At 65.2% G+C, this 11,708-nt stretch carries 10 protein-coding genes and 1 pseudogene; 3 read left to right on the top strand and 8 right to left on the bottom strand.

The features are described from left to right. Positions 1-608: 608 nt before the first annotated feature. On the top strand, positions 609-875 hold the full coding sequence (locus NWFMUON74_RS19840; protein ID WP_187683355.1) for a hypothetical protein: 267 nt from the start codon (positions 609-611) through the stop codon (positions 873-875). Positions 876-898: 23 nt separating this feature from the next. On the opposite strand, the gene NWFMUON74_RS36920 is transcribed toward NWFMUON74_RS19840, so the two are convergent. Continuing rightward, complete coding sequence (locus tag NWFMUON74_RS36920; RefSeq protein ID WP_425343069.1) at positions 899-1,306, bottom strand: hypothetical protein; 408 nt, start codon at positions 1,304-1,306, stop codon at positions 899-901. Between NWFMUON74_RS36920 and NWFMUON74_RS19835 the strand changes: the two are divergent. Then, positions 1,276-1,597: pseudogene (locus NWFMUON74_RS19835) on the top strand (low molecular weight phosphatase family protein); the annotation flags it as partial. The gene NWFMUON74_RS36920 and the pseudogene NWFMUON74_RS19835 overlap by 31 nt on opposite strands. A 23-nt stretch (positions 1,598-1,620) precedes the next feature. Here NWFMUON74_RS19835 and NWFMUON74_RS19830 read toward each other — a convergent pair. The 5 genes from NWFMUON74_RS19830 to NWFMUON74_RS36910 form a co-directional block, all read right to left on the bottom strand. Further along, on the bottom strand, positions 1,621-3,948 hold the full coding sequence (locus NWFMUON74_RS19830; RefSeq protein ID WP_425343068.1) for an NAD(P)-binding domain-containing protein: 2,328 nt from the start codon (positions 3,946-3,948) through the stop codon (positions 1,621-1,623). Next, a complete protein-coding gene (locus tag NWFMUON74_RS36915; RefSeq protein ID WP_425343067.1) occupies positions 3,945-4,076 on the bottom strand; it encodes a hypothetical protein in 132 nt (43 codons plus the stop codon). The genes NWFMUON74_RS19830 and NWFMUON74_RS36915 overlap by 4 nt, the downstream gene beginning before the upstream one ends. A gap of 134 nt (positions 4,077-4,210) precedes the next feature. Then, positions 4,211-4,891 carry a hypothetical protein gene (locus NWFMUON74_RS19825; RefSeq protein ID WP_232110464.1) on the bottom strand — a complete coding sequence of 227 codons (681 nt, stop codon included), beginning with the start codon at positions 4,889-4,891 and terminating at the stop codon, positions 4,211-4,213. A 215-nt stretch (positions 4,892-5,106) separates the two neighbouring features. Beyond that, positions 5,107-6,371, bottom strand: a protein-coding gene (locus NWFMUON74_RS19820) for an IS3 family transposase (protein WP_425301314.1) whose coding sequence is annotated in 2 segments (ribosomal slippage) — positions 5,107-6,089 and positions 6,089-6,371 — 1,266 coding nt in all. Because the reading frame shifts where the segments join, the coding sequence is not laid out codon by codon here. A 134-nt stretch (positions 6,372-6,505) separates the two neighbouring features. Continuing rightward, positions 6,506-7,033 carry an MT-A70 family methyltransferase gene (locus NWFMUON74_RS36910; protein WP_187683352.1) on the bottom strand — a complete coding sequence of 176 codons (528 nt, stop codon included), beginning with the start codon at positions 7,031-7,033 and terminating at the stop codon, positions 6,506-6,508. 258 nt (positions 7,034-7,291) lie between these two features. Here NWFMUON74_RS36910 and NWFMUON74_RS19810 point away from each other — a divergent pair, with 258 nt between their 5' ends. Further along, entirely contained in the window at positions 7,292-8,326 is a 1,035-nt protein-coding gene (locus tag NWFMUON74_RS19810) for a hypothetical protein (protein WP_187683351.1), read from the top strand. A gap of 18 nt (positions 8,327-8,344) precedes the next feature. Here the strand turns inward: NWFMUON74_RS19810 and NWFMUON74_RS19805 are convergent, their stop codons facing one another. Both NWFMUON74_RS19805 and NWFMUON74_RS19800 read right to left on the bottom strand, forming a co-directional pair. Further along, a complete protein-coding gene (locus NWFMUON74_RS19805; protein ID WP_232110462.1) occupies positions 8,345-9,346 on the bottom strand; it encodes a nucleoside hydrolase in 1,002 nt (333 codons plus the stop codon). Between the two features lie 5 nt (positions 9,347-9,351). Further along, the gene (locus NWFMUON74_RS19800) at positions 9,352-10,557 is read right to left on the bottom strand and encodes a hypothetical protein (RefSeq protein ID WP_187683350.1); all 1,206 of its coding nucleotides are present in this window, start codon (positions 10,555-10,557) and stop codon (positions 9,352-9,354) included. Positions 10,558-11,708 lie beyond the last annotated feature (1,151 nt).

Here is an 11,708-nt window from a genome sequence, read left to right as displayed (position 1 = left end):
GCGCGTTGCTCAGAGGCGTCAGCGCAGCGTGGCGGGTTTGCTCGGCGTGCACGGCGTCGAGTTCGCGGCGCAAGTCAGTGTGTTCTTCGGCGATGCGGCACCGCGTGGCTGTGGTTGGCGTGGGGTTGGTTGTTGGGTGCTGGTCGGGGTGGTGGCGTGCAGGATGCGGTCCCATTCGTCCTCGGCGCCGGCGAGCAGGACGGCATCGCGGCGTGCGGCACGCCACGTCTGCCGTGCGTAGTCGAGTCGCCTTGTATCCGATTGTGTTGCAGTGTCAGGCTTTTCAGGTCGTGTTCGACGTCCAAACGTTCGGTGCGAGACAGACGTGCGGCGTCGGCGAGGTCGTTGCGGGCTGTGGTGAGGGCGGGCCGGATGTGTTGGAGTTCAGCGATCTTGGCGGCGTGGTCGGCCTTGGTTTCGAGTGCGGTGGTGATGGCTGTGCACATGGCGGTGAGGTCGTCGGCGGAGGGTCCGGCGGTGGTCGTGGTGGTCAGTAGCGAGGGGTTGGTGAGGACGGCGTTCGGGCCCTCGGCGAGCTGGATGCGCTGCTGGAGGTCGAGGGCGAATTCGTCGAGTTCCGTGTCGGTCAGCGCGCAGCGGCTCGCTGGTTGCGGGGGCGGGATCTGGTGCTGGTGGCGCCGGGGGCGCGGCCGCCGAAGGTCACCGACGTCGGCGACGACGGCAGCCTCACCGCGGTCCGCATCGTGAAGGGCCGACCCGGCACCGACCCCGTCACCTTGCCTGCCGACTACACCGCCCGGCATGTGCGCTTGGGCTACGCCGCGACGATCGACTCCGCCCAGGGCATCACTGCCGACATCTGCCATACCGCGTTGCGCGGCGGGGAATCTCGTGACCAGCTGTATGTGTGCTGACCCGCAGCTGGCACGGCAACCATCTATATCTGACCACGACCGTCGACGGTGAGGAGATCTCGTTCTTCACCGACGCCGCGTCCTTTCCCCGCACCGCGGTGGAGATCCTCATCGCCATCCTGGGCCGGCGCCGCGCCCGCACCTCGGCCCACGCCGAGCTGCGCGATGCGCTCGACCCGCTGCTGCGCCTGGGCCGCGCCATCGACATCTTCCTCGACGCGCTCGGCATGGCCATCGAACATGCCCTGGGCTCGACCGCTCTGGCCGGCATCGACGACGGCGCCGATCGCGGGGAGCTGTTCGAGATCGCCCAGGAGCCGGATCGTGGCACCGCGCGACACCAGATACATCAACGCCCGCAACCGTTTGTCGTCGGTGATACGCATTTGCTCATGGATGTTCACCAGCGTCCGGTCGTCGATATCGAGCATCCACTGCGGCAGCGGACCCAGCGGATCCGCTTCGGCCGCAACGCGTTGCGGCGTGGGGGTATGGGCGCCCAGTCTCCGAAGGTCCTCACAGCAGGCGCGGTGCAGGCGTCGGATGTGGTGATCACCATGGGCTGCGGCGACGCCTGCCCATTCTTCCCGGGGGTGGACTACCGTGACTGGGTTCTCGACGACCCCGCCGGGCGGGGCGTCGAGGCGGTGCGGCCGATCCGCGATGAAATCCGTTCCCTCGTCGAGGAACTCGTCGCCGAACTCCTTCCGGCCCACCGCTGACCCGGCCACGATCGGAGCCGGGGTCAGCTGTACCAGCGAGGTATCGGCCAGCCGGGTGCGTGACCGGGGTCGGACGCCCACCGGCTACGTAGCGTGCCACGGTGCAGCATGGTCGCCAGTGCGGTCTGGCAGTCCATGCCGTGCAGATCGTGGTCGGTCAGCGGTGTCACCGGCGGTTGCGTCGGCACGTCGAGTTCGGCCGCGATGTGGTCGGTGTGCTGTTCGAACGTGGTTTTCGTTGCGGCGGCGGCGATTTCGAGATTGATCGCGTGGGTCTCGTTCTCGGTCAGCGTGAACGGGCCGCGATGCTGGAGATCCGGGCGCAACAGCACGAGCAGGTGATGCGGATCCAGAGGGTAGATCACGGCTGCGGAGTCACGGAATCCGAGGAAGGCGTCGCGGCCGCAGGGAGGGCCGGCGAGCGCGATGACGGGATCGTCGCAGGTGATCAGCGGGGTCGCGGTTTCGTAGATGGTCCAGCGGCGCTTGAACATCGAGCGGGCCAGTACGGTCCGGACATCGCTGAGCATGACACGGATGGCCTCGTGCTTGGTGTCGGCGTACTGGTTGCGGCACATCAACTCGATGTCGGCGGCTGACGACGTCGGTGCCGCGCGCCGCAGGAACTCCTTTTTGATCGATCGGGGTGAGGTGATGATGAGCAGGGTGTAGTCGCGTTGGCTCGGCGTCCGTACGCGCTGCAAGCCGAGGAACACCGCGAGATCGCGCTTCAGCTTGCCGTGGGTGACGCGTCCGGCGCCGGTCTCGAGGAGTTCGGTGAATCGGTGCGCGCACGCGGTTTCGATCCGGCCGAGGTGGGTTTCGACCCATTTCAACGGCAGGTCCATGGTGTCGGTGGTGGATGGCAGGGTGTAGAACTGTTTCTCCCGCGCCGCCATCCGCGGCGAGCACGGCCGCTGCCTGGTCCTGGTGTCGACGAGCGTCGGCTGGATCAGTGTGTCGATCGCCCACCGGTCGAGATAGAACCGCGGAACGTAATGGTGCTCTTTCGCGGTCTCGTTCACCGCCTGCCGGCGCGATTCCTCGGCGAACGCGTCGTCCAGCCACGGGTGCTCGAAGCGCATGGCGTTGAGCTGAGCCAGGAGATCGGGTCCCATCGCGTGATCGTACGGCCGCGCACCGTCCGCGACCCCGGATCCGGCGTCGCTGTGGGTTGTCAGCGCCGGACGGCAGCGGCCAGCGCGTTGGCCAGGAGCCGGGGTTCTGGGTGGTGGCCTTGGCCCGGCAATGTCTCGCGGTCCACGCGCGCGACGTGCCCGGCGAGCAGATCGGCCGCCTCGAGCAGGTAAGGGGCGCTGGTCGTGCCTGTGATCAGGGTCGTGGCGGCGGCGACTGCCGCGTACTGGGCGACCGTGGGCTGCACTCCGTCGAGAACCCGCAAGGTTGCGGCCAAGGTCGGTGCCTGGGCGACCTTGTGCAGCCACAGCGGTCCTCGCGCACTGCGGCCAGCTCCGCCGGAGAGAAGCCACCCGCACCAGCGAACGCGGCCAGCAACAGCCGTTCGTAGTCACCAGCGGCGAGTGCGGTATCGAGCGCGTCGAGGTCAGGTATCGGGTAGGTGGCCGGGAGTGGTGGTTCGTAGAGGGCGAGTTTCGGGATGCGGTCGGGGTGGGTGAGGGCGGTTTCGAGGGCGAGGACGGCGCCGTAGGAGTAGCCGAACAGCATCTGGAGAGGGTGTCGAATCCGGTGACGGTGAACCAGAAGTGCACATCGCGGCCGAGGGGGCGTTGCGGCACGAACTTCACCGGATGCCGGGTGGCGAGGGTAACGGTCGCATGGTCGGCGAGTTCGGCGGCGATCTGGACCGCGGAGTTCCCGGCCCCGACCACGATCACCCTTTGTCCGGCGAACACGGCCGGGTTCCGGTAGGTGCTGGCGTGCAGCAGTTGCCCGGTGAACTCGTCGGTGCCAGGCAACTGCGGGACGACGGGTGCGCCGAACGTGCCGGTGGCGGCGATCAGGCGTAGTGCCCGGTAGCTGGCGCTGGTGGTGTGAGCGGTGAACAGGCCGTTGTCGTGGGTGACGGTGTGGACCGGTGTACTGGTGTGGATGTCGGCGTCGAGCCGTGCCGCATACCGGCGCAGGTAGTCGGCGACTTCGTCGCGGTGCGGGTAACGGTCGGGGTCGCCGGGGAACGGAAGGCCGGGCAGGGCACTGTATGTGGCGGCTGAGAACAGGGTGAGGCTGTCGTAGTAGTGCGGCCAGGACCCGACCGGTTCGGTTCCGGCCTCGAGGATCGCGACGGTGTGGCCGTGGCGGTGTAGGTGGTGGGCGGCGGCGAGGCCGGATTGGCCGCCGCCGATGATCAGGGCGTCGTATTCGCTTGTCACAGAACATCCTTCGAACGAACGAGAGTATCGGGCCGGGGTGGTGTGGTGGCGGTCGCGGTGACCGCGGCCAGCACGGCGACCCCGGCGAGGATCAGGGAGGTGCGGGCGTAGCTGCCGGTGGCCGTCATCGCGTGGACGACAGAGTATTACGGGCTCGCTGTCGAGCAGATGCGCCGGAGCGGCCGCCGCGTCGACGACGATGTCCTGGCGCACATCAGTCCAGGTTTCCTCGGGTTGGTGGCCAGATTTCGTGGTGCTGGTGTCAGTGGGTTGCCGCTGGATCATTGCTCCAGCGTGCCGCCGAGTGGAGGGTGGCGTGGATCGTTGCGTTGACGATTCGGTGTGGGGTGAACAGTTCTTTGCCGTGCCACAGTGGCGGGTGTGAGTCGCCGGAACCCTGCAGGTCGTGCAGATACCGAGTGCCGGTGCGGATCGCCCGGTCGCGGGCTGGGAGATCCTTTGCGGCCCAGATCAGGGTCTGGATGGCGTAGGCGGTTTCCTCCGGCGTTCCGGCCCATACGCCCCAGGAGCCATCCGGACGTTGAGTGTCCAGTACCCAGCGCACGGTTCGGGCGATCACGTGTCCGGCCGTGTCTTCGGCGTGGCGGGCCAACGCGGGCGCGCAGCGCGACGCCGAATAGTATGGCGATGCGTGCCATTTGTCGGTCCAGGAACCTGAGGCGTCGTGGCTGTCGATCAGGAACGCGACAGACTTGTCGGCGATGCGCCGCATCACCGGGGAATCGCTCAGATGGCCGAGAGCGTCGAGGACGTGCGCGTTTACGGTGGGGGAGGGGTGTCGCTCGCCGGCATAGTAGGTGAAACAAGCCGAGTCGGATTCGTACCGGCTCAGTATCTGGGGGTCGGTGTCGAATCCGCAGCGTCGCAATACGGTCACGGTGGTGGCGGTGATATCACAATCGGGCGGGAAGCCCGGAGCCATTCCCAGACCACCGTTGCGCGACAAGCCGTGGCCTAACGCGGCGACCGCGGTTCGTAGCGCGCGAGGTAGTGCGATTCCGGCTGCGGTCAGTTGTGCGGCTATCCATACTCTTTCGAAGTTCACGATCGGGGACAGGTTCGGCAGCCCACCGCCGTGCCGCAGCGCCAGATCGTGCAGATAGCGTTGTGCTGAATCCCCCCGGTGAGTCCGGAGACTTACTGGTGTGACAGCCCGGCGGGTTGCTGGGCTGGATTCTGAGCGTAGTGGGCAGCCTCCATCTCCGCCGGTGGGATATCCCCGCAGTACTGGTAAAGGCGTCGGTGATTGAACCAATCCACCCATTCGGCGGTGGCGAACTCGACATGGTCGAGGGTGCGCCAGGGCCCGCGGGGTTTGATCAGCTCGGTCTTGTACAGACCGTTCACGGTCTCGGCGAGGGCGTTATCGAAGCTCGAGCCCACCGCGCCTACGCTGGGCTGGATCCCGGCCTCGGCGAGCCGTTCCGACAGCGCAATAGATGTATATTGCGATCCCCTATCCGTATGGTGCACAACATCTTTCACGCTCCAGCCGGAACGTTCCCGAGTCCAGATCGCGTGCTCGATCGCATCGAGCACCAACCCGGTGGTCATCGACGTCGACGTCCGCCAGCCGAGAATACGGCGCGCATAAGCGTCGATCACGAATGCCACGTACACCCACCCGGACCACGTCGACACATACGTGATGTCGGCGACCCAGAGCCGGTTCGGCGCCGCCGGCGCGAACTTGCGTTGCACCAGGTCTGCGGGCCGCTCGGCGGCCGGATCGGCGATCGTGGTGCGTTTGACCCGGCCCCTGGTTACCCCGCGCAGCCCGAGTTCGCGCATCAACCGCTCGACGGTGCAGCGGGCCACCTGGTGACCTTCCCGGTTCAGCTGCAGCCACACCTTCCGCGCCCCGTAGACACCGAAGTTCTCACGGTGCACCCGGGAAATCTCGACCTTCAGCTCCTCGTCGCGTTCCTCACGCTTCGTGGGAACTCGCTTGCGATACTCGTAATACGTTGAGGGGGCGAGGTTTACGCCAAGCTCGCACAGCGTGGCGCAGATAGACTCCACACCCCACACAAGGCCGCCGACTTCCCGGTGGCCCTGGTGTTCGGTGACGAACCTGCAGATCAGCGCTGTGGCCGGTCTATCTCGGCCGCGAAGAAAGCAGACGCTGCCTTCAGAATTGCGTTGGCGCGCTTGAGTTCTGCGTTCTCGCGCCGCAGCCGCTTCAGCTCGGCCGACTCCTCAGTCGTGACGCCCGGGCGGGCGCACTCGTCGATCTCGGCTCGGCGCACCCACGTCCTGACTGTTTCCGGATGCCCGACCCCCAGCAACTCGGCGACCGCGCCCATCGCGGCCCACTCCGACGGATGCTGCTCCCGGATCTCGGCGAACATCCGCACGGCCCGCTCACGCAACTCGGCCGGGTACTTCTTCCTCGACGACACGACTACATCCTCTCCAAGAGATGAAGTCTCCGGACATGCCGGGGGGATTCATGCAGCATGCGGCGTTCTACGCGAGGTTCGGTCAGCCAGCACGCGCCGTGTAGTCGAGTACACGGCGCCGGCCTGCGGCCGAATTAGCGGGTGAAGGTGAGGTCTTGGCATATGTCCCACCCAGTTCGCGTGTGGTTGGTGAACAGTCCGAGGTACGGGCCGGGTGAGAGGCGTTCGATGAGGGCGTACTCCTCGTCGGACCGGCCTCCATGTACTTGAGTGGGGGCGAACATCCATGTGAGTTGCTGGTGGGTGTGGATGTCTGCGTGACCGCGAGTGCCGAGGATGAGGTGTTCAGTGCGGCTGCGGAGGTGGGTGTCGAGTCCGGGGCATGCTTTGATCCACGTCAGCGGGGCTCGGGGGGTGAAGTCCCACGCTTCGAGGACTTGGTAGGCAGAACGAAGTGTGGGGTTGGTGCACCACATCCACAGGTATGCGTCGGCGTGCGCTAGCGCACTAACAGGCGCCGTCAGAAGTTCTGCCATGGTCATCCGGATGTGGTTGCCGGAAGTCAGCGGCCGGCCGGCGCCCGAACGCTGCCAGGGCGGATCCGCGACGATGGTCCGGTACCGAAAGGGCGCACTTGGCTGGACGGATTGCTGATCTTGCATGTAGGAGCACCTTTCGGGGGAGGAGGATTGGGGTTCACGTCGGTTGTGCAGGCTGTGGAGGGTGTCTGGTGCCCCCGCGTGTGTGGCCGGTCCGGGTGTCGGCTGGAACTGGCGGTCCGCGGAAGGGAAGGTTGCGGTGATGACGCTAAGCCTTGTCCGGACTCGGATATAGAGGTCGTTTTGGGGGCTCGGTTCGAAAGATGGTGGGAAAGTAGGGGACTCGCCGAAGCGGAGGTGGCGGTCGGCGCGGGTTTGCCGATGATGGTCGCCATGCAGAGAAGGATTTCGATTGGCGGGTTGGCGAAGGCGTTGCAGGAATGTGGACGTGAGCTTCGGGAGTTCACCCCGGCCGCGTTGTCACGGGACGTGCGATCCGCCCATGCGCTGCTGAACGAGTTGGGTGACCCCGAGTTGCTGTCGGACGAGGCCTATCGTCTGGAGCTTGCCAGGGCGATACCGCCAAGGGTGAGGATCATCGTTGACCAGATCTATGACCCGACGCGACGGCGCGTGGCTGAGGCGGCACTGGCCTTGCATCCGGACTATTACGGCACACTGGTCGGTGAGCGGAAGAAGACCCTCGTGAGCGAGGAGGGTATCTCCGCGGATGTCTTCCGGGACCGTCGACGTGATGCATTGTGGGACATTGCCGTCAAGCTTGCTCAGGCGTTCCCTGCGGGGTGGCCGCAGCGGCCTGTGGTGTGCATCGCCGGCAACTACGAAGGCACGCAATGGGATGCGGCTTGTCGGGCCCTCGGTAGCGGGCTGGCCGAGCTGGACGTCGATGTGACTTCCGGTTACGCCCGCGCGGGGCTCCAAGTCAGCATCGCAATGGCAAAGAGATTGGAGGAGAGGGGCATCCAACTCGGCACCGGGCAGATCATCCAGTTCGCGCGCCATGTCTATCAGCGGGATCATCCGGAGGGGTTGGTCGGTCACTTGCATGTCTATGGCGAGACCCAGCGGGCGAAGCGGCTGCAGATGTTGCCGGGTAGCGATGTAGTTGTGCTGATAGCAGGTGGTCCGGGGACTGCGGAAGAGGCGCGGTTGGCGCAGAGTCTGCGTATCCCTGTGATCCCGCTGACCTTCACCGGCGGCACGGCTCGCCGACATGGTGAAGCGATGCGCGCTGCTGGTCGACCGCTCGTGCTCGGTGGTCATCCAGTAGATCCGATGCTGGTCGCGCAGTTGGGTCAGGGGCATGGCGGGGCCGGGGTCCAAGCCGCGCTCGCTTTGATCAGACAGGTCATTTTCGCTTCGGCGGTTGATAGATACCGAATGCCAGGCGCATAGAAACCGTTTTCCCGTAGGCTACCAGGTGAAGTGCGTGTTCAGCCAGTTGAGGAATCCGGTGTAGTCGGCACCGTTCGCCAGCCAAGTGTTGTGGCCGTTGTCGTCGAGGAACATCCGGGCGTCGGGTTCGATGCGGAAGCGGCGCTTCTTGGTGAAAGTGACGAACGGTAGCCGCAAGGCGGCGGTGAGAGTGAGCGAATCGTGCTGGTGGGTGTAGGGATGGAAGCGGTCGAACCAGCGGTCGAAATGTCTGCCGAGGAGGGCCGCCCACGCGGGTGAGCCGGGTGCGGTGAGCCGGGTGTAGAACTGGTCGCCGCGGCGAACGACGATGGCGTCGTTGGTCGTGATATCGGAGATGACCAGACGTAACTCGGCAGCTTTGTTGATCACGGTGACAGCGGCATTGGGGTCGAGCCGGAAGTTGTGGCTGGCTCGGGCGGGATCTCGATAGTTGATCGCCCCGCCAGTCTGTGTGATGACGAGCTGGCCGGCGAGCTGCGGCATCTCGGTCAGAATACGCTTGAGATTGGTCAATGGCCCCATTCCCACCCACCGCACCGGGCCATCGGTGGCGGCGCACACCGATGTCACGGCTGCCATGATGTCCTCGGCCGGATCGGCGAGGTGGCCGGGAAAAAGATCATCGACGACCCAGTACCGGGTGTCGCCGAGTTGGGCGCCGCTGACCACCGGCACGTCGGGGCGGCCGAGCAGGTCGAGTAGGTGGCGCGCAAACCGCGCGCGGTCGCTTTGGTATTCGTCGCTGGTGATGACCAAGGCCAATTCCGGTGCTGTGAGTGCGGCGCAGGACAGGGCGATCGCGTCGTCGGGGTCGCCGCCGATGTCGGTGTCGATGATGAGGGGGGTTCCGCGTAAGGATCGTGGTGGCGGGCCGCTAGCGAGGCGCTGGTCGGCGATCAGTCCGAATCCTGGTCCGCGGATGCGGTTGGCGTGATCGGTGAGCGCTTCCCACATGTGCTGCGGAGACTCGGCGTGGTCGTCGTCGCTTACTTCGCCCACAGTTGCTACTCCTGTTCCAGCTGGTTTCTACTGAGGGTGTACTCGGTGACATACCTTTGCTTGTCGGCGAGCGTGCCCATGTCGCTGTAGCCTCGCCACACGGCATCGATTTCGGAGGGACTCAGTCTGCTGGCGCGGAGGGCGTTGTGGAGCACCGAGATGTGATGGCGGTCGATGGGGCGGGCAAATGATCGGATCAGTTCAGCTAATCCCGGATCGGTGTCACCCGTCGAGATCCACGACCGCACGTCATCGACGAACCGTTCGGCTTCCTGCTCCAGTTCGGTGCGCCAGTCGGCGCCTGCCGCACGGCGGCGGACGGCCTCGAACGCACGGTCGCGCACCGCTAGGAGCATCGCGTCGGCGGCGGCCAGACGCGTAGAGGGAGCCTGAAATGCTGGCGAGATGTCGAGGGGATTCAGTTCGTCGATCGGGGGTGGTTCGAGGGTCTGAATCGGATGGCCGTCGGCATCAATTCCCTGAGCCGACGACCATGGTCCGTGCAACAGGTCTTCGATGATCAGGATCGCGGAGGGATGGGCGAAAGTGTGCGCCCGGCTTGCCGGAAGTTCGTCTTCTCCCGCGCCGCCCCGATCGTGGGGCCAGCGCAGATCCAGGGCGAGCCCCTTTTTGGAGTCAGGGTCTGGATCGGTCTGTCCCTGCATGAAGACCAGATAGACGCCGCGCCAGTTGGGTTGTGGGTACTGAGTCGACAATCCGACCTGGGTCGAGCCTTTCAGACTCGTGTCGACGACGGTGATCGTCTGGCCTGGCTCATTGATCTGGAAGCCGCCCGACTCCAGCACGTCGGCCAGGTCGGCTTTCGCGCCGGTGACAGGTTCATCGATATCGTCGTTCTTGTACTTGCGGAACGCATCGATCTCGAAAGACTTGCCTGTCACGCGTTCTTGCTCTCGCAGGCTGTTTTCCATCATGCGTCGGGTGATGGACAGTGCGGCACCGTGGTGGGCATACAGATCCGGAGAGAGGACCGCGGCGCTGACGGCAAGGGCGTTGCCGTCACGGCCTAGGAACATGTAGCGGTGGTTCGGGTCGTCACGAATTTCGGCCTCGGCCTGGTGGACGAAGTCGGCCATGTGATGGACGATGAACGGCGCCACGGTGTTGAAGGTGACATTGTAGGCACGATGTACCGCTTCGAGACCCTCGGGTGTATCGACGCCTCGGATGCGGCAGATTTCAGGAAGCACGTGCTGCAAGGTGAGATCCCGCGCGCGCGGTGCTCCGTCTTCGCCTGCTCGGCCGTCGCCACCGTCTGGCACACGCCGATCAGGCCCCCGCGGTAATTCGCTTACTGGTCGGTCGAGGGCCGGGGCCTCTGGGTTATGTGGGGGTGCATGCCCAAGGTTCGCGGCCACACGGTGTCCCTCGATGGCCCTCATCCGCTCGGCGTCTGTTGGTTCGCTGTGATCTGCTGGAGGGTGGTGGTCACGATCGGAAGTGTGAGGAGTGTCGGTGGGTTCGCGCTCGAGCGAGGCCATGCGCTCGCTGTCGGTAGTACCGGTTTCCGGGCCAAGCCCTGGGCGTGGAGATGCCGGTGTGATTGCGGCGTCCTGATGATGGTCGGGCTGCCCGGAGTCGATACTCATGTTGTTTCCCAGAGCGGATGGATCTCGATGTCGTTGAACCATTTCTCCCGCTGTGGCAGCTATCCCGGCACAAGGCGAGAAGCGGTGCACGGGCTCCACCGAAGGACCCCTCCGATACCTCGCGCATCTGTCGGCCTCACCCGGCAACTCCGCGCAGCCCCGGCGCCGCCCTTGGCCGCGCAGTCCGCCGTGACGAGGTCGAACAGGAGGGTGTCGGCTTCCTGGCCCGGGACGGCGGCCCTGCATCGGTGCAACGCCCAGCAACAGCGCTGCAGAACCGATGGCCCGAGCGTGTATCGACGGGCGAGTAGTTACGCCTGTGGTGTACATCGTCAGTGGCACCGACTCCGCAGTAGGCACACCACTTGCCGAGTCGTTAGAACTTGCACCAGTACTGGGCCCACCGCATCCCCCAATGAACGAGTGGTTTCCATTGCCAATCCGCTCGACAGAGTAAGTGCAGTCGGCTTCTCATCGACGATCCGTTATGAAACAGTATCCTCACAAATCATTCACCGCGCACTGTCCAGGCCACTTGATATTCGCGCCACCGGCTTTGCTGACATGATCAGACAGAGCAGATGCTTTGGTCTACCTGACAGAATGTATGAGCCATTCGGTTTGCCAGCCGTACGGCTCGGCTAGTGCTCCGTTCATGGCGTGCGCAAACACGTCGGCCTGGTCGGGCACGCGGTCGGCCGACTTTGGGCAGCCATGATCAAACGTACGCGATAATTGTACTCACCAATGCT

The sequence above is a fragment of the Nocardia wallacei genome (assembly GCF_014466955.1).
GTDB classification, from domain to species: domain Bacteria; phylum Actinomycetota; class Actinomycetes; order Mycobacteriales; family Mycobacteriaceae; genus Nocardia; species Nocardia wallacei.
This window is presented reverse-complemented; position numbering and strand designations above follow the sequence as displayed.